This is a genomic window from Sphingomonas sp. F9_3S_D5_B_2, assembly GCF_054263715.1.
On record NZ_JBSZFB010000001.1, the window covers coordinates 139,250 to 160,478 of the forward strand.

Below are 21,229 nucleotides of genomic sequence, written 5' to 3' on the forward strand. Positions count from 1 at the left end.
TGCCGTTATTTGGAGTGCTTGGTATGCCCCGTTTACGCGAAGTTACAAGCAGCAATCGCGCAACACTAATGCACGTTAAGAAGGAGATTTCTGCCGCTAATCCAGCTGGCCGAGAAGCGTGTCGACGCGCCGCTGAGCGTCGGTCAGCGCGCGGGTGATTGGCTTTTGTCCTGTGATTGCCGCGTCGGTTTCTTCGCCCACGATACCCTCGATTGCGTTCTGCCGCTGTACGTAGCTGGGGAGCGGCCGCCCGATGGTCGCAAGCGGAGCGATGTCGGCGCGGTGCGGCAGCGCACGGAAGCGCGGGTCCGCAAGCACTGACTTGAACGCGGGGATATGGCCCGTCCGCGCCCAGTCGTAATTGTGCGCGGCCATGAACCGGAAGAACCGCGCTATCGCGTCGCGTTGCGCTGGTGACCGCTTCCGGGCTGGGACCACCCAGGAATGCCCGCTGACGAACTCGACCCGTTCCCCCCACAAGCGCGGATAGGGGAAGACAGCGTAGCTTTTGTACAGCGGCCGGCCGGGAGTTTCCGCTTCCTTCTGGAACGATCCGATCATCCAGGTGCCGGTCGGATAGATGCCGCCCGCGCCACTGATGAACGCAGCAATCGCGGCGGGCGTGTCCATGTTGAGCGTTCCAAGGCGCTCTTCGTTGATGCGCTTGAAGTAGGCCGCAACCTGTTGGCCGACGGGCGTGTTCAGTTTGATGTGATGCGGGTCCGGGAACAGCACCGCGCCCTGCGCTATCATGTAGGTATACTGGTTACGCGCAGCGAACGCGGTGTCTCCGACAAGGCTCTGGATCAGGTAGGGCTTGCCGGTGCGCTGTTCGAACTGGCGCGCTTGCGCGAGCAATTCGTCGGCGGAGTTCGGAAGCACGGGCTTGCCGTTCCGCATCAGTCCGGCCTTGGCAAAAAGCGCCGTGTTGACGTGGAATAGGCCGCCGTGCGTGTCCCATGGCAGGCCGAAGAACTGGCCGCCGATCGCCACACCCGCGCGGCTCGCGTCGGTGAAGTCGGCCGGCGAAATTCCGGCTTGGCGCAGGTAACCGTCGACGGGCTCCAGCAAGCCCTTCGCCGCGTAATCGGTGATCACGCCTTCATGCATCGTCACGAGGTCGGGCGGATCGCGCGCGGCCATCTGCGCGGTCAGTTGGGGATAGCCGGGCCAAGCGATGACGTTCACGTCGACGTGGACGTCCGGGTTCTCGGCATTGAAGCGGGCAATCATCGTCGTGATGATCCCGCACTCTCCCTCGGCCTTGGAAACATCGATGCTGTTGCCGTATTCGGCGCCGCACTCGCCGAAGAAGCGCTGGAGATAGAGATGCGTGCGGTTGTCCCCCGCGGAGCAGCTACCGAGAACCAGGGCGGCGAGCACTGCGGAGATAGCGCGCTTCATCGGACCGCCGTGCCGGCCATCGCGCGAACGATCTGTTTCTGGAAGACGATGTAGACAATGAAGATCGGGATCGACGCGAACACCGCTTGGGCCATGAGGTAACCCAAACCGCTGGTCTGCGCATAATTCATCTGCGCGGCGGCGAGCCCGACGGTCAGCGTGTACATCTCACTGTGCGTCGCGGAGATCAGCGGCCACCAATAATCGTTCCAGCTGCCCAGGAAGGTGAAAACGGCGAGCGTCGATTGCGCCGGCACGGTCAGCGGCAGGATCACTTTCCAGAATGTCGTCCAGCGCGAAGCCCCGTCGAGCATCGCCGCTTCGTCCAGCTCGCGCGGGATGCCGCGCATGTAGGTCGTCATGAAGAAGACGCTGAACGGCGCGATGAGGCCAGGGAGGATCAGTCCCGGGTAGCTGTTGTGCAGATGTGCCCAGGCGAACAGCTGATGCTGCGGAAGGATGATGGCCTGGCTGGGTACGGCGAGGCCGAGAAGCACGATCACGAACAATGTGCGGCGGAAGGGAAAATCGAGTCTCGCGAAACCATAACCGGCGAGGCTCGCGAGGATGAGCACGCCCGCTGTGGTGCCGAGCGCGACGATGGCGCTGTTGAGGAGCCAACGCATCGTGCCGCTATTGCCGAAAATGGCGCCGTAATTCTCGAGCGTGTACGGGCCGTGTAGCGCAGCGCCGCTGTTGCCCACTAGCTCGGCATTGTTTTTGAGTGAGAGTAGCAGGGTCCAGGCAAGCGGCGCGATCATGATCAGGGCGCCGACGATCAACAGGAACCAGCCGACCGGCCCGAGGCGTCCGCGCTCCATCAGCGACCTTCCTGCGCGGTGCTGCGGCCGGTCGCCCAATATTGGGTGATCGTCACTGCCAGGATGATGAGGAACAGGACTTCGGCCGCGGCGCTCGCGTAACCGAGGCGCCATTGCGCGAAGGCCATCTCGAACAGGAACAGGACGGCGGTGCGGGATGCGCCGCTCGGGCCGCCGGCGGTCAGCAATTGCGATTGTCCGAACAGCTGCAGCTGGGCCGCTGTCTGCAACATGATGACGAGGACCAGTGTTCGGCGAAGTGAGGGCAAGGTTATCCGCCAGAACGTCGTCCAGCGGTTCGCATTGTCGAGTGCGGCTGCCTCGTACATGTCCTGTGGAATCTGCTGCAGTCCGGCGAGGAACAGCAGCATCGGCAAACCGACCGACCACCAGATCGTGGTCAGGGCAATCGCCGGCAGGGCAAGACGCTCGCTGCTGAGGAACGGCAGTGGCGTCCAGCCGAGCCACGTCCACAGATCGCCCAGGAGCCCAGCGTCGGGGGCGAGAACGAAACGCCAGATCAGCGTGACGATGGTCACTGACAGGACCGCTGACGAGAAGAATATCCCCCGAAGCAACGCCGCTCCCTTGCCCGCACTGTTCAGCGCCAGGGCGAGCAGCAGGGCAATGACCGTCAACACCGGGACGATCATCACGGCGACCTTGAACGTGTTCAGCATCGACGCGACGAAAATCCCGTCCTGCGCCAGCAGCGCGTAGTTGCCGAAGCCGACAAAGTGGCCGTCGCCGAACAGGTCGACCTGGTTGAGGCTGAGCCACAAACCGCGGAACAGCGGGTAGATCAGGATGATCGCATAGAGCAGCAGGAAGGGCGCGACGAACAACAGTCCGCGCCAGTCGCGTTCAGCCCTCACGCGGCCGCCCTGTGATAGCCGGTTCCGTCAGGGCCGAAGACGTGCGCGGCCTCGCCGTCGATGGTCAGCGGAACCTCGTCGCCGATCTTCACAGCGCTGTCGCCCTCTGCCTCCGCGGTGATCGCCTGCCCGTCAGAGAGCCGGCCGTACACGAGTGTGCGCTCGCCAAGGCGCTCGACAAGTTCGACTTTGGCCTTGGTCGTGGCTGCTCCGCCACCACCTACGTGAACCGCTTCCGGGCGCAGGCCGAGGCGCAGCTCGGCAGTCGCGGGCAGGACGTCGCGTGTGAGCGGCGTTTGCACCTGGGACCCGTCGCCGAGCCGCAATGTCGCGCTCTCGCCGCCGTCGAGCAACTGCGCAGGCGCCAGCGTCATCGCCGGCGAGCCGACAAACTGCGCAACGAACGTGTTCGCCGGCCGATTGTAGATCTCCATCGGCGCACCGACCTGCTGGATGCGGCGGTCGCTCATGACGACGATCCGGTCCGCAAGCGTCATCGCCTCGGCCTGATCGTGTGTGACCATGATCACCGCCGCATCGACGCGTTGCTTGAGTTGGGCCAATTCCACCCGCGTCCGCAGGCGCAACGCGGCATCCAGGTTGGACAGGGGCTCATCGAGCAGGAACAGCTTCGGTTCCTTGACCAGCGCACGGCCGATTGCGACCCGCTGCCGCTGCCCGCCGGACATTTGCGCGGGCTTGCGGTCGAGAAGCTCGTCGATCTGGAGAACGGCGGCAGCGTCGTTGATCCGCCGCTCGATCTCGTCCTTGGCCACGCGCGCATTTCGCAGCCCGAACGCCATGTTCTCGCGGACCGTCATGTGCGGATAGAGCGCGTAGTGCTGGAAGACCATTGCCACCCCGCGGTCGCCGGGCGGCAATTGGTCGATGCGCTCCCCATCGAGGAGAACCTCGCCGGCGTCCGCGCGCTCCAGTCCGGCGATGATGCGCAGCAGCGTGGACTTTCCCGAGCCCGACGGCCCCAGAAACGCAATGAACTCGCGCGCGGCAAGCGTCAGCGAGACATCGTCGAGGACCGGCGTTCCGCCATAGGACTTGCGGACGCCGTTCAGCTGCAAGGTCAAACGCAATCTCCCCTTCGGGAGCAATCTACAGGATGCGCGGGACTCGGCAACGGGCGAGTGATTACTTGCGTTAGCTGCTCAATTGGTACTGCTTTAGCAGGTCGTACAGAGTTGGCCGGCTGATCCCCAGCAGCTTCGCAGCACCCGAGATGTTATTCTCCGTGCGGGTCATCGCGTGGCGGATCGCGCGGCGGTCGGCGATCTCGCGCGCGGCGCGGAGATTGATCGCATCCGGCTCGGCAGCGGCAGTCCCCGGCAGGTCGAGATCGGCTGCACCGACCGCGCGGCCGTCAGCCATGATCACGGCGCGCTTGATGCGATTCTCGAGCTCCCGAACGTTCCCCGGCCAGGCGTAAGCATCGACCGCCGCAACCGCATCGGGCGCAAGCGACTGCACCTTGGGGTTCAACTCGCGCGCAAAGCGATTGACGAAGTGCCGTGCCAGCAGGACCGCGTCTCCGGAACGCTCCGAAAGGCTGGGGATTTTCACGACGATCTCGGCAAGCCGATAATAGAGATCTTCGCGGAATCGCCCGTCGGCAATCATCGTCTCGAGGTTCTGGTGCGTCGCACAGACGATACGGGTGTTCACCGCGATCGGCTGGCGTCCGCCGATCCGCTCGATGACGCGTTCCTGAAGGAAGCGCAGCAGCTTGACCTGCAAGGGCAGGGGGATGTCTCCGACCTCGTCGAGGAACAAGGTACCTCCTTCGGCAAGCTCGATCTTGCCGACGTTCGACTTGACCGCTCCAGTGAAGGCGCCGCGTTCGTAACCGAAGAGTTCGGCCTCCAGCAGGTTCTCCGGAATGGCCGCGCAGTTGATGGCGACGAAGCCGCCCTTGCGTCCGCTCTTCTCGTGCACCGCGCGGGCCAGCAGTTCCTTGCCAGTGCCGCTGGCGCCGAGCAGCATGACCGACACGTCCGCAGTAGCCACTCGCTCGATCGTCTTGGCAACCTTGAGCATCTCGGGCGCGGCGGAAATGATCGACCCGAGCACTGCAGTCCCGGCAGCACCGGACTCCAGCTTGCGGTTTTCATCCTCGATGTCGGCGAGGTGAAATGCACGCGCGACGATCAGGCCGAGGTCGTCGATGTCGACCGGTTTGCGGTAGAAATCATACGCGCCCAGAGCGATCGCCTTGAGCGCGCTCTCGCGAGCGCCGTGACCGGTTGCGACGATCACCTTGGTGTCGGGCTTCAGGCGCAGGATCTCCTGCAGCGTCGCGAACCCTTCATCCGTTCCATCCGGGTCGGGCGGCAATCCGAGGTCCAGAGTCACCACGGCGGGCTCGTGCGCCCGCAATGCCTCTATGGCGCTCGCCCGGTCCCCGGCGCAGACGACGCGATAGCCGTCGTAAGCCCATTTCAGCTGCCGCTGCAGGCCCTCGTCGTCCTCGACGACGAGCAGGACGGGGAGGTCACTCGATTCAGTCATGCGCTGATCCGTAGTTTGTCCTGCCCAACCGCCATCCGAGGCTCGGAGGCGGGAAGCAGGATGGTAAACGTTGTGCCCTTGCCGGGCCGGCTGTCGACCGTGACGCGCGCACCCATGGCAACGAGCAGTGACCGCGCCTCGAAGGCGCCGATTCCGAACCCGCCCGTTTTGGTCGAGGAGAATGGCTGGAACAGCCGGTTGCGGACGAAGTCGACGTCCATGCCGCAGCCCTTGTCGATGATGCTGATTGCGACGCCGTCACCGCGGTCGCCGACGCGGACGGTCACCGGCTCGCCGGACTCGCTCGCTTCGAGCGCATTCTGGAGCAGGTGGCCAATTGCCTGTTCGAATGCCGCCGCATCGACCTCGGCGTGAAGATTGGTGTCGCCGACCAGGCGGACGTCGAGGCTCCGGCGCTTCGCCGCAATCGCTGCTTCCAGGAGCGGGCGCAACGGCTGCGTGTCGGTAGTGTCGACGCGGGCGCCGGTATGCGGCGACAGCCTGGCCAGCAGGTCGTTCATCTTGCCGACGGAGGACTGCAGCGTCGCAATCATGTCGGCCCGGAATTCCGGATTGTCGGCGTGGCGCTCGGCGTTGCGCGCGAGCAGCGAAAGCTGGCTGACCAGGTTTTTCACGTCGTGGAGGATGAACGCGAAGCGCCGGTTGAATTCCTCGAACCGCTGGGCGTTCGAAAGCGCCTCTTGCCCGTGCGCCTCGGCAAGCGAGCTAGCTGCCTGGTGCCCCGCCGTCCGCAATAGGTCGAAGTCTTCCCAGTCGAGTGCACGCCGGTATTCGGGCGCCGCGAGAAGGACAATGCCGACTAGGCGTTCGTGGTGGACGAGCGGGATCCCGGCCCAGACGCAGCGGTCCTCGAGCATCCACATGGGGACCGGCAGCGTACGGTCAGCGGGATCACCCCAGCCTTGCCGAAGCGCCTCGAACTCAATGATCCGGCCGCGGCTCTCGACCTCTCCCCAGAAGGTCGCGTCCGCTTCCGGATGACCGGCGGGCGGATTTGCGCTCGGCCAGCTCCAGGAAGCCGCCGCCGCGATGCTCCCGCCTGCGTCGTTGACCAGCAGGAGTCCGCCCGGTGAATCCACGATGGCCGAGAACGCCTTGACGATCCGATCGCCGAGCGCCGGCGCCTGGGCGCCGGAGCGGCCCAAGGTGTCGGTGAAGCGAAGCCACTCGCTGCGATAATCATAGCGGTGTTCGAACAGATGCTTGTTGAGCTTGACCTTCATCCAGCCACGGGTCCGCTCGGACATGACCAGCGTCGATGCGGCGGCGAGCAGGACCAGGAACAGCACGGCCGTCGCGGCGCTTCCCCAATTCCATTTCGGGTTGCGGAGTGCGCCGGCCAGCACGGCCATCGACGCAAGATAGCAGCAGATCGCGAACAGTGAGAGCGACTGGAACGTCGCTGCGCGCGAGAGCTTGATCTTCAGCGACTCCTTCGCGCCGCCTGTAGAAGCGAAGAAGGGTGCCGTGAGTGCCAGGAACACGCCGCGCAGGCGGTAGAGATCGGAAGCTCCGTGGCTGTCCAGGTACGCAACCGTCGCGAGGTTGAGGTCGTACCCGAACATTAAGGTAAGGCCGAGCATCGGGCCGCGAATGCGATGGCGGCTTTCCGGCGCAGCCTGACCGTAGATATTGTGCACTAGGACGAGTGCGCCCGCTGACATGGTAATGTGCAACAGTCGGCCGGTAACCTGCACCCTGCTGAGCTCGCTTGTCGACAGGCCGGGCGCGATGCCGAGGAGGCTGAGGATGAGGCCGAGCCCGATAACCAGCGTCACCGCGCCGAAGACCAGGCGAAGCCCACTGACGGACTGACTGCGCACGCCCTCCGACATCTCGTAGAGAAGGATGATCCAGGCGAGGCAGCGCAGGTTGCCGAAGATCATCGTGATCGCTGCGTCGCGGCCGCACACCCCGGCAACCACCGCCCAGACCGCCGTGGCGAGACAGGCGGCGAGAAGCAACTGATCGGACCGGTCCAGCCGTGAGCGCAGGCGCCACAGCGTGACGCAGGCGAAGGCGCACGCTGCGAGCGCATAGCTCCAGAAGCCGACAGGGTCCTGCACGCCTCTAGCCTGTCAATTCTTCCGACATGGCCGGAGGTGTCGCTAAACTTTACAAAGAAGTGGTGAACGCTTGCGCAATTGAGACATTGGTCGCAGCGGACAGACAGCCAGCAGGAGCAGGGAAATGGTCGAACAGCGCGTCATCGGCGACAGCGGGATCGCGGTTGCGCCCCTCGCCCTCGGCGGCAATGTGTTCGGCTGGACAGCGGACGAGCAGACGAGCTTCGACGTCCTCGACGCGTTCGTCGAAGCGGGCGGAACGATGATCGACACCGCGGACGTCTATTCCGCCTGGGTTCCGGGTCACAGCGGTGGCGAGAGCGAGGCGGTGATCGGCCGGTGGTTGAAGCGCGACCCCGGCAAGCGTGACAAGGTGGTGATCGCGACCAAGGTCGGCATGGTTGCCGGACTCGCTCCAAACGTCGTTGAGCAGGCGTGCGAGGCGTCGCTGCAGCGGCTCGGCATCGAAACCATCGACCTTTACTACCAGCACCAGGACGACCCCGCAGTGCCGCTGGCCGAGAGCCTGGGTGCGTTCGAGCGGCTGCGGGAGCAGGGCAAGATCCGGGCCGTCGGCATCTCCAACTTCACTGCAGACCGGGTGGATGAGGCGGTCGAGACCTCCAGACGGCTGGGCTTCATGCCGGCGGTCGCCTTGCAACCGTGGTACAATCTCGTCGAACGCGAGCGCTTCGAGGCCGACCTGCAGAGCGCGGCATTGCGAAATGGCCTGGGCGTCTTTCCTTTCTACAGCATCGCCAATGGCTTCCTGACCGGCAAGTACCGGCGCAACGAGGACCTGGACAAAAGCCCTCGCGGCATGCGCAACGTCGCCTACCTCGAAGGCAAGGGCATGCGAGTCCTGGAAGCTTTGGACGAGATTGTCTCCGAGACCGGCGCTGCGCTGGGCACCATCGCCCTCGCGTGGCTGATGGCTCAGCCGGCGGTCACCGCGCCGATCGCAAGCGCGACGAGCGTCGACCAGCTCAAGGACCTCACCGCGGCGATGCACTTGCGGCTCAATGTCGACCAGATCGCGCGGCTGAATGCAGCCAGCGCGGAAGCGGTGCCCGCCTAGCTTTTCTTCAGAACGTCGAGGGCGGCGACGGTCATTGCCTCAGTCGCGGTGGAAATCACCGCTTCGGCATCAGGCGCCCAGAAGGGGCTATGGAGGGAGGGCAGCTTTGACGTGTCGCCCTTGGCCGCATCCCACTTGGCCTTCGGCACGCCGCCGACCCAGAAGATGGTGCTCTGCTTCGACTGGTCGGCAAGCCAGAAGCGGCTGAAATCCTCGCCTCCCATGATCGGCTTAGTCTCGACCACCCGGTCTGCCCCAAAATGCGAGTTGAACAGGTCGAGCAGCCGCGTCGAGAGCTGCTGCGTGTTGAACGTTGCCGGAGTCGAAGGCTCCTCGACGATGACCTTCGGCATCCGATCGTCCGGGATCCCCGAGGCAATCGCCTCACCCCTGGCGATGCGCGCGATGCCGTCGAGCAGCACCTTGCGAACCTCTGGCGTGTAGCTGCGCACGGTCAGTTGCAGCTTGGCCTCGTCCGAGATGATGTTGTGCTTGGTGCCGGCGTGGAAACTGCCGACAGTTACGACCGCCGGTTGAGCCGGATCGTTTTCGCGGCTGACCAGCGTCTGGAGTGCCATGACGATCTTGGCGCCAAGAACGATCGGATCCTTGGTCGACTGCGGGTAAGCTCCATGGCCGCCAACGCCGTGGACATCGACATCGACGCTGTCGACGTTCGCCAGCGCATAGCCGCGCGTCACACCGATGACGCCGGCCGGCAGCGAAGCGGAGTCGTGGAAGGCGATCATCGTGTCGGGCTTCGGGAAGCGGCTGAACAGACCGTCGTCCAGCATGGCCTTTGCCCCGGCGCCGGTCTCCTCACCCGGTTGAAGGACCATGACGAGCGTTCCTGACCATTGACCTTTCATCGCGACGAGCCGCCGGGCCGTCCCAAGCCACGTCGTGATGTGCGTGTCGTGGCCGCACGCGTGCATGACTCCGGTCTGGACGCCGGTCTGCGTCTTGGTCCGCACCTTCGACGCGAACGGAAGCCCGGTCTGTTCGCTGACCGGCAGGGCGTCCATGTCGGCCCGGATGAGCAGCACTGGCCCGGCCCCATTCTTGAGAACGGCGACGAGGCCCGTCTGGCCGACGTGCTCGGTCACGTCGAATCCGAGCTTCCGCATCTCCGGAGCGAGCTTGGCCGGCGTGCGCGACTCCTGCATCGACAGCTCGGGGTTGGCGTGGAGATCGCGGTAAAGCGCCATCAGCTCCGGCATGTCGCTGCGGATCGCGTCTGACAGGGCGGCGGCATTTGCGGGCATGGGCAGGCTCACGATAGTGGCGGCAAGCAGCAGGTTCTTGATCAACGTATCCCCCCGGACAACGGTACCAGTTCCACGACCTCAAGCATCGATCCGAAATGCGGGGCCGGCATGACGAGCCGCCATCGCGCGGGACCGATCCGCTCGACGTACCCGGCGACATCACGGTTCTCGTCAGCCCCATATTGCATGGCGCGGTTCTCTCCCGGGAGCATGAGGGTTCCGAGAAAGACCTGTCGAATGGGATCTCCGGGGAAGATCAGCCCCATCTCGCGCTGCGGCCCACCGCCCGTCACAAGTCCCTGGAGCCTGCTTTGATGCGTCACACGGCAGGTTGAGGTCGCTGATCCGATGTAGGCAGATGCGCCTGACGCCTTTGCGCCGACCCGGATGGTCCGGCACCTGTACAGCCCATCTGGCAGGGTGCCGTCGGCAAGCGCCGCGTCGGCTTGCAGGAGCGGCCCTTCGCGATCGATCTGCGGACCGTCACCGGCCTTTCGCGCTGCCGTTACGGCAGAAACGAATGTCGCCCGCCAGTCACGCAAGCGCTTCTGGTCGTCGTCGGTGGCGACGCGGTGCCAGTCGCGGCTGCGGTTCGGGAACATGCTCGTGGATTGCCGGATCGCACTGCATCCGGTGAGTGCGACAAGACCAAGGAGGAGGGGGACGACGCGCATGGCGGCGAGCCTAAGCCGCGGTCCATCCTCCGTCCATGCTGAGGTTCGCGCCCGTGATTGAGCGAGCCCCCTCGCTGCACAAGAAGACTGCGAGTTCCCCGACCTCCTCCGGCGTGACGAAGCGCTTGGTAGGCTGCGCTGCGAGCAGGACATCGTTCATGACCTGCTCGCGGGTGAGGCCGCGCGTCTTCATCGTGTCCGGGATCTGCCTCTCGACCAGCGGCGTCCAGACGTAACCGGGCGAGATGCAATTGACCGTAACCCCGTCGCGCGCCGCCTCGAGCGCCGCAGTCTTGGTGAAGCCAGCCACGCCGTGCTTGGCTGCAACGTACGCGGACTTGTTCGGCGACGCGACCAAGCTGTGCGCCGAAGCCGTGTTGATGATCCGGCCCCAGCCCTTCTGCTTCATCGCCGGAAGCGCGATCCGGGTCGTGTGGAACACCGCCGAAAGATTGATTGCAATGATCGCGTTCCACTTGTCGATCGGGAAGTTTTCAATAGGTGAGACATGCTGGATGCCGGCATTGTTGACGAGGATGTCGGGTCCACCGAGTTCGTTGGCGCAGCGGCCCATCATCCGTTCGATGGCCTGAACATCCGACATGTCGGCGCCGTCGTGGATCGCACCAAGTTCGCTGCACTCGCGTTCGATCTCGGCAGGCTCGCCGAAACCGTTGATCATCAGCTTGGCGCCTTGCGCCGCGAGCGCCCTGGCGATCGCCAGGCCGATCCCCGACGTTGATCCCGTGACCAGCGCGACTTTGCCTTCAAGCTTCATTCTTCTCTCCTGATCCTTGCGTGGCGCTAGCGCCGGCGGGGACGCGTTTGCAACCGTCGGAGAAGTTCAAGCATTGGGCCTGACGACAGGAGGGCGCCATGCGGTTCGGTGATGGACGGGAAAGCAGCAATTGGGTCGATGACGGCCGCGGTAGCGGCGGCGGCTTCGGTGGCGGCGGCTTCGGCGGCGGCGGCCTGGGCTGCCTGCTCCCGCTGATTGCCAGCCGGTTCGGGCTTGGCGGCGTCGTTGTCCTCGTTATTGGCTACTTCCTGTTGAGCTCGCTTGGGGGCCTCGGGGGCGGCGGCACTGGCACAGGGAGCCTCACGCCACAGTCGCAAGTCAGTTCAAGCCAAGGGCAGGGAAGCGTCGACCCGACGACTCGTCACTTCACGTTGCAGGTTCTCGCGTCGACGGAGGACACCTGGTCCAAGCTGCTTCAGCCCAAGGGCATCAGCTATCTGCAGACCGCGCCCAAGCTTCACTTCTTCTCGGAAGCGGATCAATCGGGCTGCGGCGCCGCCCAGTCGGCCATGGGTCCGTTCTACTGTCCGAATGACAACGGCATCTACCTGGACTCGGAGTTTTTCTCGGAGCTGTCGCAGCGCTTTCAGGCGCCCGGCGACTTCGCCATGGCTTACGTCGTCGCCCACGAGGTCGGGCACCACGTTCAGGATCTAACCGGAACGCTGGGCAAGGCCCACGATCTTCAGGCGCGCGAAAGCGAGACGGCCGGCAACGCGACGCAGGTCAAGGTTGAGCTTCAGGCCGATTGCTACGCGGGCGTCTGGGCGGCCAACGCTCGCGACCCGCAGGGTCGGCCGGTGATGGAGCCCGGCGACTTCGAAGAAGGTATGCGGGCTGCGGAAGCAATCGGCGACGACACACTTCAGCGGCAGGCGCAGGGCCGCGTCGTTCCCGACAGCTTCACGCACGGCACGTCGGCTCAGCGCATGGCGGCGCTGCAGCGCGGGTTCCAGAGCGGGAACATGGACGTCTGCACCTTCTGATCGCAGCGTCGCACCGGAGACGGTGACTACGCGATGCGCTCAAGCCGGAGACAGCAGATAACAAAGATCTGCGCCCCACGTGCATCGTGAAGGATAGAATTGCGCCCCGCTGATCGGCGACCCTGGACGACAAGACAGGCCTGCAGGGCAGGGCAGGTCCAAACTCCACGCGAAAGGCCCGGCCGTGCAGGGGAGGACACGGCCGGGCCTGGTCTTGGCCCGGTCTGGTAGCAACCGGGCCGGCTGCCTCTCACCAGGAGAGGCAATCCGTCCGAGGGCTTATCGGTAGGTGCCCTCGAAGCTGCGATTCAGCACATGGTTGCCCATCTCGCCCTGGTCCTCGCGCTCGAACAGCGCGCGGCTGCGGGTCTCGTCGCGCCAGTGATGGCGCGCCTTGTCGGCCGAGCATTCCAGGACAACGCGATCACCGTCGATGCGCTCGACGTGCGAGCAGCTGATGGAGTGGTGAGCGCCGCCGCTCTCCGGATCCGACTTGGTCAGGATGATGCGGTCACCGGCGATCTTGTCGACTGTCCCGACATGCTCGTCGTCGCTGCCGACCACTTCCATGTGCTCGCGGATCTGGCCGAGCAGGCCGCGCTTCTGGGTCCGGCGTTCACGCCAGTTCGAGAAGTCGTTCTCGAACCGTGACTGATTCTCCCGCCGGTAGTCATGATAGTCGCGGTCGAGCTCGCTCATGTGCTGGTCGCGCCATGAATTGTAATGCGGGTCGAAGTCGCGCGAACGGTCCGACTGGTCACGAGTGCCGGCCCGGCTGGTGCTGCGATAGTCGTCGCGGCCCCAGTTGCTGCGGTCGTCGTGACGGTCATCGCCACGGTCCCGATTGCCAGGGCCCTGGCTGCTGCCTCCGCCGAACATCCGCTCTGAACGGCCGTAGTCGCCGGTCATCGGACGATAGCCGTGGTCGCGATGGCCGCCGCCGCTGCGATGGCGCTGCTCATCACGCGAGCTGCTGAGCTCGTCTCGCCACGAGGAGTTGTAGTCGCGCTCGCTCGAAGGCCAGCCCGTCCCCTGGTAGCGCTCGTTGTAATCCGAACGGCCGGTTCGCTCGCCGAAGCCCGGTCCGCGGTCGCGGCCGGCGTCACGTCCGTAGCCGCGGTCGTACTCGCGGCCTTCGGTCGGCCTGCGCTCGCCCCAGCCGCGCTGGTCGCGGTCATGGTCATGACGGTCGTCGCCGCCCATGCGGGGATGGCGCCCGCGGCCACGGTCAGAGTGGTCGTCGCCGAACCAGGAAGCAATTTCCTCACCGGCGCGCTCGAAGAAGCCCTTGTCTTCCCCGCGGCCAGACTGATGCGGGCGGTCCCGGCTTTCGCGCCAGCGCGGATGCTCGTCGCGCGTGTCGTAGCGGTCGTATGCCATATGGTCCTCCAGTGTGTTGAAGCTGCCCCCGCAGCAGGGGGTCGATGCTGGAGTAAAAACGAACGGCGGCTAACGGCCGTTCCGCCAGGCAGCCGCTTTGAGCGAGTCAAAGCGACAGGGCGAAACGCTTGCAGGACAGGCGATTGCAAGGGTGCGATTTCGCGGCTAGTGAGCCGCTCTCCCGGCGCCCGCTCCTATCGGCGCAAGGGACACGCTGGAGGCGCGGGGCTGTAGCTCAGATGGGAGAGCGCTGCAATCGCACTGCAGAGGTCAGGGGTTCGATTCCCCTCAGCTCCACCAGCCAAATCAAAGACTTAGCTGTTGCTGGGCAGCGGTCGTACGGAGAAGATACGAAAAGGTGACTAGGTACGCCTTAACAGATGTGAACGACAAGGCGCCGCCCACGGTCGTGGCGGATTGTCCCCGCTGCGGGGCAAATCAGATGACCTTCGAAGTACTCGCCGATGTTTTCACCGGTACTTCTTACGAGTGGCAGTCGCATCATGAGCTGGCGGTCAGATGCCGGCGATGCATACGGCTCTCCGTTCTTCTCGTCAGCTTGCGGGACGTGGGCCGGAAGGGGGCCTTCACGTCACATCAGACGGTCGTTCAGATTGACGGAGATATCCAGCCGACGTTCTCAGTTATTAGGTTCTTAGCTGTAGCTGACCTAATGGGCGCTGCGGAACCTCCCGAGTTCCTCCCCGCGGATGTGGAAGCTGCTTTCCGCGAAGGCGCTAGGTGCATGACAATCGGGTGCCACAACGCGGCAGCGGCGATGTTCAGGCTCTCGCTAGATCTCGCAACTAAGCCGCTCCTCCCTGACCCCGCCGTCAGCAACATTGCCCAGCCGAATAAGCGACAGCGATATAATCTGGCCGACCGCCTCGATTGGTTAATTGAGCAAGGCGCAATTGCATCCTCGCTTGCGAGCTTGGCGCATAACGTGCGTCAGGATGGGAACGACGGAGCGCACGATGGGTCGCTGGCTGAGGTTGACGCCGCCGACCTGCTGGATTTCGCTACGGCGTTGTTCGAGCGGCAGTACACTGAGCCGGAACGGCTTCAATTGGCAGAGCGTCGTCGAGACGAAAGGCGCGCGGCCCTTAGGGCTGCGCGACCGGATGCCGCTCAACCGCAAGGCTGAAGGACGGGTTGGCGTTCAACCTTCTTCTCTTGGTTGGCTCGATAGAGCGTAACAGCAGAACGAGCCATGTGTCAGAAGACAGAGTGCTGAAACTAAACAGGATCCAGCACCACAACCCGCGCCTGTTTGTGACCGCAACGGGAGCACCTCAGCCGCTCCTGAGACTGCCTTAGTGGGATTAAGCCGAACGCCACCACGGCTTCAGGGCCGGTGATAGTCCTCGCCGCTGCGCAGTTGCCACAATCGACCCTGAGGCTGCAGCCGAAGCGCACCAGATCGCCAGTCGTGCGGACGTGCTTTGTGGACATCGCCGGCGCTTAGGCGGGTGAGAACGATTCGTGAACAGCGAAGCCTAAGGAGCGAGGGAGACAACATCGAAAGCGATGTTCCGTATGTTCTCCGCCTCAACGATCATGAACGGAAAGCTTGAAAGTGGGACCGGCAACGTCGGAGATGATAACGGCGCGCTGAGGTCAGCGACGTACCGCTCGCAGTCATACAATGTAATCCGGCTCACGGCTCCGTCAGGCTTGAGAGCCATGTCATAGAGTGTTCCAACGTAGAGGACCGGCTTACCATCCGCTTCGAGGGCTGTGAGCACATACGCTAGCACCAGGGTGTCATCGTTATCGACGCTATTTGCGAGCGATGTGGCCCAGCCATATATCCAGGCTGGCAGCTTGTCCTTCCGAGCACGATTGGAGAGCCAAGCTCTGATACCTGCGACGGCCAAGATGCCTTGAGCGAGCGAAGCCCCGAGAAGCTCGACAAGCTCGTCCGCGGAGATCTGTTTGGCCGACATGGCTTTGGACGCCGTGACATAGATGTCTGGCTCCATGGGCACCGATACGAGTGAACCGATGCGGTAGCAGATGGCGCTGTTGATGGCGATCAACACAGCACTGGCGACGTGCACCGCCACGGCTGCGAGTAGGATGACAGTGACCGCTTCCACCGAATGGGCCGCGGGGGGCTCCGGCGCGATTGCCTTGCCGCTATGGAACAGCCCGTAAAGGGCGCAGTAGGCCAGTAAGCCCGGAACAAGAAAGAAGAGAAATATCCCCGGCGTGAGCACCTAGCTCAGCCGACCATCGCCTTCTTCGTGCCGTCCTTCGACTGCTGCTTGCTGCTGCGGAAGAACTCCAGACCGGCGCTCTTTCCGTTCTGTGACTTAGAGAGTTCTAGCCAGCTCTTGCCTCCACGGCGGAGTTCGGAGGCTTTCGCTAGCTTCTCGTCTGAGGTTACTCGCATCTTGCCCTCCGTGGCATTGCCAACGCTACAAGTGATAACGTTGACAAAAGGTATTTGCGCCGAGCCAATGGGGATTTCAAGCGTCCAAGTTGGTGATTGCGCCAACTGCCACTTAGCAAATTTGCCAAGTTCAGGATCGAAGCACGTGCCGCTCGAATAGCAGGCGTTTGATCCATCCGCGGCCTAATTCAGCCGAAACAGCCGCAGCAGGCCCGCGGTTGGTGCGAGGGCGCATAAAGGCCTTGAAGGTGTTCAAGCGTGCCCCTCCTCACCAGCAACTCTTAACCGAAGCCCATGGAGAGGACACCGAACGGAGCCGTCGCGCACGGGGTAAGAGCTAATGTCCGCCTTCATGTGCGGGCAAATGAGCTTGCCGTTCACGCGGCTAATCGTCTCGTGTTTTTGGATGGGTGCAAACCTGCTGGGCGTCAGATCGACCGCGGGTGCGAAGTCGCTACGGATGCAAACTCGCTCGCGCACTTCAGGCTTCGGTAGAGGAGGAAACCAGGGTGCCTCCACAAACTGAACGTCGCCCGCGAAGCCTCCCAGCCAATCCGCATCCGCCAGATATAGCTCGGGACGGCAGCGTAATGCTGCTGAGCCCAACTGGCGCGCGAGCAAGTCTTGATCGGGCGAGAGAAAGCGGGCGTCGATATGAAGGTGATAGACATCGAAGCCGAGCGCGGCGTCGTTGTGCCGCGGTCGGATAACGGGCCAGTCTCGATCGTGAAAGTATGGGGCTTGCACCAGTCGATAGTTCACCACGGGGACGAGGTACGTTCTGCCTACGACAGGCGGGTGCCTAAGGTCCGCGACGCGCTCAGGCTGCACAGTCGTCCACCGCGTTCTGACCAGGGTATTCCTTCAGCTTGAGCTTAAGGATGGGGCGCCCGTTGCGGCCGGAACCGGACGACGTCGCCTGTGTCAGCTCGGCACACGCCGCCAGCGCGGTCTCGACGGGAAGCGTGGAAGTGTTGTTTGTAGGGCCGCGCTGGTGACGCGGGGGAACCTGCGTGTGTGGCGTCGGGTGAAGCGGCGGTGAGGTCCTGTCCCTTGCCGCCGCTCCCTGTGCCTCATTGCGGCCGGTGCGGGGCGACGAAAGGCAGGATGGACCCTCCGCCGCCCCTATGGGGTCATTCGGCCCCTCCCAGGGCGATGATTGCTCCCCAATCCCGTTCACTTGCGCTTGGCCACTCGCTTGGCAGGAGCGCTGGCAATCTCGACGATCCCGGCGCTTGAGAGCTTGTCAGCGTCCGCTTGCGTGCGATCGTAAACGTCGCCGGGGTGCTTCATGCCATCAGTCGTGTCGTGCGGGCGGATGGTGCGAACGGCGAGCTTAGACATTGCCAAAATCCCCATAGGTGAGCGCGCCGGCTTGCTTCACCGCGAGCGCAATCCGCTCTTCGCAGAGGATCGCGACGAGGTTGCGGGTGAAGAAGTCATCATGCTCGGTCGACACTTCGACGCGCGGCGCCCAGCGGTCATAGAGCGTGGCCGCTGCTTGGAAGTCACCAACCACGAACTTGTCGATCGTGATGCTGGTAGTCGTCACAACGGGGACGCCGAACAGCATGGGAGCGCTCGGGGCGCCGTTATAGGTCACGACGCCGCCCTTCACCGGGTCGCCAACCAGATACATCCCGGCGCTGTCCTTCAGCAGCGTGATCCGCATCCAGTCGCTCGGGTGCATGACAATGCCGGTCGGCGTGTAATCGGCCAGCGTGGTCTGCAGCATGGCCAGCCCGATGTTGTCGATCATCGTGGGGCTGGTGATCGTGATCGGTGCCGAGAATGCCGTGGCGTTGGTGATGAGGCCTGACAGGTTCTCGCCAGTGCCGTCGCCAGCAAGCAACTGCGCGTCTTCCTTCAGCGCCATGCCGAACAGAAGCTCGCTGTCGATGATGCCTTTCAGCTGCGGAGCATCGTCAAGGATCTGACGCGAGGCAGGAACCCAGTGCGCGATGACCTTGGGCGAGGCCGTCTGCATGGTGAAGCCGTAAGCGCTCTCAGGCTTGGCGGCGCCTTCTGCGACCGTGTTGGCGCTGTTCGTGCGGGTCGTCTGCTTAGGGTATTCGATGCTGCCCGTGCTGATGCCGACCGTGGGCAGCAGGTCACGGATGCGCAGACGGCGCTGCGGCGTGATGACAACGCCGTCGCGGTACGCCTGTCCGCCGATCGGGCCGCCAGACGTGCTGCCGGTCGTCACGGTCGTCTTCACGTCCATGCGGAAGCGAGCCGGGCGGGAAGTGTGCTCGGCAAACTCCTTGAGTGCGGGGGACTCAACGAACTGCTCGCCCCAGCTCTTCGCTTCCATCTCACCGCCGCCGCCATAGACGCGCGCGCTGGCCATTTTCTGCTCAACCTCGCCAATGATGGCTTGAGCGGTCTTCGCCTCAAGCAATGCCGCTTGAACGTCCTTGCTGAGTTCTGCGAACTGTCGCTCTACGGCGTCGGTGAAGTCCTTCGTGATTGCGTTCATTTGCGTTCTCCAATGGCCGCAATTCGCGCGGCAGATGATTTGAGTAGGGCGACGGTTTCTGCGTCGAGCTCGTCAGTCTCGTTGATTGCTTTCCAGGCCAGGCCAGCCGCTTCGTTGGCGCGGTCACGGGGGACGCCGGCCTCCTGCAAAAGCTCGCGGATGTCCTGAGCGCGGGTAATGCTTTTCACGGCGCTGATTCGCGTCCGCTCGTTCATCGGGACCGCCACTAGCGAAGCTTCGTGCAAATCGACGGCTTCGAGCACTCGTGCGCCCCCTGCGAAGCTCTTGCGCTGCGGAACGTAGCCGATGCTGATGCCGGTAAGCGCCTCATCCTTGGCGAGCGCGTGGGCCTCTTGCCCGTCGCGCGACTGAAGCGTGATCGAGCCTTTGACGTAGAGCCCGTCTGCGGTCTCATTCCACTCTTTCCACGCACCGATCGGGCGCCGAATGTCGTGGTGGAGGAGCATCGGGAGGGGACGGTTGCCGCGCTCGGCAAGCGTCTTCGTGACGCTACCGAACAGCATCTTGTCGCCGCCGTGATCGATGTTGCCGAAAGCCGCCGCCAGGCCCTCGATGCGGCCGGCGTCGTCCAGTTGCTTAATCTCGAATGCGGAGCCCGCGTATTCCATGCACACACCTCGACTGTCGGGAGCTTCGTCCCATTCAGCCGATCGGCGCATTAGATGCGGGAAGATCGGGCGACTTGGCGCATTAGATGCGCGGTCAACGGGACGTTGGTAGCATAATACCGCGATTGGCTCAAGAGGGTTTGATTATGCGCGCCAGCATCTCGGCTTGAGCTGCGAACCAGGGCGCCACGGACTCAGGGCCGGCACGGCACGTCAACAGGTCGGCGACGGTGACGCCTAGCCCACTCAGGATGCAGGCGACGGGAATGCCTTCGCGCGCGAGCAAGTTGATCTCGTTGCAGAGCGCGGTTTCGACCCGCTTGGTCTGCGCAACTTGTTCGTCGGTCGGCTCGTGTTCGTGCCACTTCTCGGTCATCGGGCGCTCCTTTCCTTTGCGGCGTCGACGGCATTGCGAATGACTGCATCAGGATCATCGTCCCAAGGCTTGATCCCCAGTGCCGCGTTGATGGTGGGCAAGAGGCCGCACAGCTCCTCGTGGCGGCCGTCCGAGTAGAATGACTGGTCGTCGCCAGCGGCCGCGGCGCAATGATCATCGAGAAGCTGAATCAGCCGCTCGGCGGTTGAGACGAGGTGCAGCGGCAAGGTCTGAACCTTGGTCTTCGGCAGGCGGCGCTTCACTGGCATGACGGATCTCCGAACTGCCTGAGCGCCCACGGCTGCGCTGGATCGCCGTGATACTGCCGAGCGATGTAGAGCTCGTGCTCCGTGCGATCGTGCCATGCCTGCATGACCGTCGCGTTGTGGCGCTCCCAATCGCAGCGCATCGCCGCGAGAACTTGCGCCTTCACGTGGTCCGGCTTGCCACGCCACCGCCCGTCGCCGTGGGGGCCTAGATAGCCCTCGCCATTGAACAGGCAGGTTCCAGGGCCGTAGAACAGGTCCTGAAGGTCGGACGCACTATCGAGTTCCCGGCGCGCCTTCGCGAGCCTCCGCTTAACCGGCATGACTTGATCTCCTGTTGCTCTGCAGTGCTGGCGGGCGGCTGCGCTCGGCGGGTGCGCCAGCGTCCAAGTCGAGCTCGCGGACCAGGCGGGCGAATGCAGTCCGCGCGTTGCGCTCGATCGCTTCGGCAGGGTGCGCCTTCAAGTTGCCGCTGCTGTCGGTGAAGGTGAGCGAACCGTGATCGGCTAGCGATCGCCGCGCCTGCTGCATCCGGTCCCATGCTTCCGCTGCCGCTTGCAGCAGATGCAGGTGGTGCGGCTCCAAATCATAGTCCTGCACGACCGATCGCCACCAGGCGGCGGCATCGGCGCTCAGATGGGCCGGCGCCTCTCGCAAATGTTGGGATTCCGCGAACTGTGCGACCGGCTTAGGCGCGACAACAGCCAGCGAAGCCGCCGATGGGCGTCCGGGTTTGGTCATTCTGATGTTCCTTCGTGCGCGCGGGATGAACGGGGGCAGCGCGTATGCGAATTGTGGGATGGTGCCGGTGTCCGTTGAAATTGTTGTAGACTTCCACTGGGCCGCCCCCGAGGGCGCTCAATCTGCCGTCGCGTCAGGCCGCCGCGACTGCTAGGGGGCCGCGCCACTGACGGAGCCGAGCGATGCGTGAGGGAGTCTGGACCCACGGCGAGTACACCGAGTTTGAAGCGTGGATTGCCGGCGAAAGCCGCAAGATCGCAGTCACCAGACAGGCGATCGACACGTATCTTTCGCTCACTCCGGACCAGTCCGCGGCAGTCACGGCCGAGCAGCGCTGTGCATTCGTGCGCGACAATCTCGCGCTCGTCATTGCTGCCGCCAATCGGAAGATCGATCCAAGCGATCGAGCAGCCGACACCGTGACGATCCGCGGGAGCGATTTGTAACG

The 21,229-nt window shown here is 64.0% G+C and carries 23 protein-coding genes and 1 tRNA gene; 5 read left to right on the top strand and 19 right to left on the bottom strand.

What is annotated here, in order from left to right; all coding sequences use genetic code 11:
• Nucleotides 1-96 precede the first annotated feature (96 nt).
• From ACUXST_RS00620 to prsK, 6 genes are all read right to left on the bottom strand, one after another.
• On the bottom strand, nt 97-1,404 hold the full coding sequence (locus ACUXST_RS00620; RefSeq protein WP_458388018.1) for an ABC transporter substrate-binding protein: 1,308 nt from the start codon (nt 1,402-1,404) through the stop codon (nt 97-99).
• Entirely contained in the window at nt 1,401-2,225 is an 825-nt protein-coding gene (locus ACUXST_RS00625; protein ID WP_458388019.1) for a carbohydrate ABC transporter permease, read from the bottom strand. The genes ACUXST_RS00620 and ACUXST_RS00625 overlap by 4 nt, the downstream gene beginning before the upstream one ends.
• Nucleotides 2,225-3,100 (bottom strand): carbohydrate ABC transporter permease, encoded by an 876-nt coding sequence (locus tag ACUXST_RS00630; protein ID WP_458388020.1) that lies wholly within the window; start codon nt 3,098-3,100, stop codon nt 2,225-2,227. The genes ACUXST_RS00625 and ACUXST_RS00630 overlap by 1 nt, the downstream gene beginning before the upstream one ends.
• The gene (locus ACUXST_RS00635) at nt 3,097-4,185 is read right to left on the bottom strand and encodes an ABC transporter ATP-binding protein (RefSeq protein ID WP_458388021.1); all 1,089 of its coding nucleotides are present in this window, start codon (nt 4,183-4,185) and stop codon (nt 3,097-3,099) included. Before ACUXST_RS00635 ends, ACUXST_RS00630 begins: the two co-directional genes overlap by 4 nt.
• Before the next feature lie 70 nt (nt 4,186-4,255).
• Nucleotides 4,256-5,620 carry a PEP-CTERM-box response regulator transcription factor gene (prsR, locus tag ACUXST_RS00640; protein ID WP_458388022.1) on the bottom strand — a complete coding sequence of 455 codons (1,365 nt, stop codon included), beginning with the start codon at nt 5,618-5,620 and terminating at the stop codon, nt 4,256-4,258.
• A complete protein-coding gene (prsK, locus tag ACUXST_RS00645) occupies nt 5,617-7,707 on the bottom strand; it encodes an XrtA/PEP-CTERM system histidine kinase PrsK (protein WP_458388023.1) in 2,091 nt (696 codons plus the stop codon). The genes prsR and prsK overlap by 4 nt, the downstream gene beginning before the upstream one ends.
• 124 nt (nt 7,708-7,831) lie before the next feature.
• Between prsK and ACUXST_RS00650 the strand changes: the two genes are divergently transcribed.
• Nucleotides 7,832-8,785, top strand: a complete 954-nt coding sequence (locus ACUXST_RS00650) for an aldo/keto reductase (RefSeq protein WP_458388024.1) — start codon at nt 7,832-7,834, stop codon at nt 8,783-8,785.
• On the opposite strand, the gene ACUXST_RS00655 is transcribed toward ACUXST_RS00650, so the two are convergent.
• From ACUXST_RS00655 to ACUXST_RS00665, 3 genes are read right to left on the bottom strand one after another with little or no spacing between them, the layout of a single operon-like run.
• Complete coding sequence (locus ACUXST_RS00655) at nt 8,782-10,092, bottom strand: amidohydrolase (protein WP_458388981.1); 1,311 nt, start codon at nt 10,090-10,092, stop codon at nt 8,782-8,784. The two genes, ACUXST_RS00650 and ACUXST_RS00655, sit on opposite strands and share 4 nt — an antisense overlap.
• A complete protein-coding gene (locus ACUXST_RS00660) occupies nt 10,092-10,727 on the bottom strand; it encodes a DUF4893 domain-containing protein (RefSeq protein ID WP_458388025.1) in 636 nt (211 codons plus the stop codon). The genes ACUXST_RS00655 and ACUXST_RS00660 overlap by 1 nt, the downstream gene beginning before the upstream one ends.
• A gap of 10 nt (nt 10,728-10,737) precedes the next feature.
• Nucleotides 10,738-11,505, bottom strand: a complete 768-nt coding sequence (locus ACUXST_RS00665; protein ID WP_458388026.1) for a 3-hydroxybutyrate dehydrogenase — start codon at nt 11,503-11,505, stop codon at nt 10,738-10,740.
• Nucleotides 11,506-11,603: 98 nt separating this feature from the next.
• Here ACUXST_RS00665 and ypfJ point away from each other — a divergent pair, with 98 nt between their 5' ends.
• On the top strand, nt 11,604-12,512 hold the full coding sequence (ypfJ, locus tag ACUXST_RS00670; protein ID WP_458388027.1) for a KPN_02809 family neutral zinc metallopeptidase: 909 nt from the start codon (nt 11,604-11,606) through the stop codon (nt 12,510-12,512).
• 279 nt (nt 12,513-12,791) lie between these two features.
• On the opposite strand, the gene ACUXST_RS00675 is transcribed toward ypfJ, so the two are convergent.
• Complete coding sequence (locus ACUXST_RS00675; protein WP_458388028.1) at nt 12,792-13,892, bottom strand: DUF2171 domain-containing protein; 1,101 nt, start codon at nt 13,890-13,892, stop codon at nt 12,792-12,794.
• 224 nt (nt 13,893-14,116) lie between these two features.
• On the opposite strand from ACUXST_RS00675, the gene ACUXST_RS00680 reads away from it, so the two are divergent.
• Nucleotides 14,117-14,192 (top strand) — tRNA-Ala (locus tag ACUXST_RS00680).
• A 58-nt stretch (nt 14,193-14,250) separates the two neighbouring features.
• The gene (locus tag ACUXST_RS00685) at nt 14,251-15,039 is read left to right on the top strand and encodes a DUF4145 domain-containing protein (RefSeq protein ID WP_458388029.1); all 789 of its coding nucleotides are present in this window, start codon (nt 14,251-14,253) and stop codon (nt 15,037-15,039) included.
• A gap of 352 nt (nt 15,040-15,391) precedes the next feature.
• Here ACUXST_RS00685 and ACUXST_RS00690 read toward each other — a convergent pair whose 3' ends face one another.
• From ACUXST_RS00690 to ACUXST_RS00730, 9 genes are all read right to left on the bottom strand, one after another.
• Nucleotides 15,392-16,114 carry a hypothetical protein gene (locus ACUXST_RS00690; RefSeq protein WP_458388030.1) on the bottom strand — a complete coding sequence of 241 codons (723 nt, stop codon included), beginning with the start codon at nt 16,112-16,114 and terminating at the stop codon, nt 15,392-15,394.
• Nucleotides 16,115-16,119: 5 nt separating this feature from the next.
• Nucleotides 16,120-16,290: a hypothetical protein gene (locus ACUXST_RS00695; RefSeq protein WP_458388031.1), complete on the bottom strand. Its 171-nt coding sequence runs from the start codon at nt 16,288-16,290 to the stop codon at nt 16,120-16,122.
• A 1,176-nt stretch (nt 16,291-17,466) separates the two neighbouring features.
• Nucleotides 17,467-17,634, bottom strand: a complete 168-nt coding sequence (locus tag ACUXST_RS00700; RefSeq protein WP_458388032.1) for a hypothetical protein — start codon at nt 17,632-17,634, stop codon at nt 17,467-17,469.
• Nucleotides 17,627-18,769 (bottom strand): phage major capsid protein, encoded by a 1,143-nt coding sequence (locus ACUXST_RS00705; protein WP_458388033.1) that lies wholly within the window; start codon nt 18,767-18,769, stop codon nt 17,627-17,629. Before ACUXST_RS00705 ends, ACUXST_RS00700 begins: the two co-directional genes overlap by 8 nt.
• Nucleotides 18,766-19,398, bottom strand: coding sequence for an HK97 family phage prohead protease (locus tag ACUXST_RS00710; protein ID WP_458388034.1), 633 nt, complete (start codon nt 19,396-19,398; stop codon nt 18,766-18,768). The genes ACUXST_RS00705 and ACUXST_RS00710 overlap by 4 nt, the downstream gene beginning before the upstream one ends.
• Before the next feature lie 130 nt (nt 19,399-19,528).
• Complete coding sequence (locus ACUXST_RS00715) at nt 19,529-19,774, bottom strand: hypothetical protein (RefSeq protein WP_458388035.1); 246 nt, start codon at nt 19,772-19,774, stop codon at nt 19,529-19,531.
• Entirely contained in the window at nt 19,771-20,043 is a 273-nt protein-coding gene (locus ACUXST_RS00720) for a hypothetical protein (protein WP_458388036.1), read from the bottom strand. The genes ACUXST_RS00715 and ACUXST_RS00720 overlap by 4 nt, the downstream gene beginning before the upstream one ends.
• On the bottom strand, nt 20,034-20,363 hold the full coding sequence (locus ACUXST_RS00725; RefSeq protein WP_458388037.1) for a hypothetical protein: 330 nt from the start codon (nt 20,361-20,363) through the stop codon (nt 20,034-20,036). The genes ACUXST_RS00720 and ACUXST_RS00725 overlap by 10 nt, the downstream gene beginning before the upstream one ends.
• Nucleotides 20,353-20,781: a P27 family phage terminase small subunit gene (locus ACUXST_RS00730; protein ID WP_458388038.1), complete on the bottom strand. Its 429-nt coding sequence runs from the start codon at nt 20,779-20,781 to the stop codon at nt 20,353-20,355. The genes ACUXST_RS00725 and ACUXST_RS00730 overlap by 11 nt, the downstream gene beginning before the upstream one ends.
• A 182-nt stretch (nt 20,782-20,963) precedes the next feature.
• On the opposite strand from ACUXST_RS00730, the gene ACUXST_RS00735 reads away from it, so the two are divergent.
• A complete protein-coding gene (locus tag ACUXST_RS00735) occupies nt 20,964-21,227 on the top strand; it encodes a hypothetical protein (RefSeq protein ID WP_458388039.1) in 264 nt (87 codons plus the stop codon).
• Nucleotides 21,228-21,229: the final 2 nt, after the last annotated feature.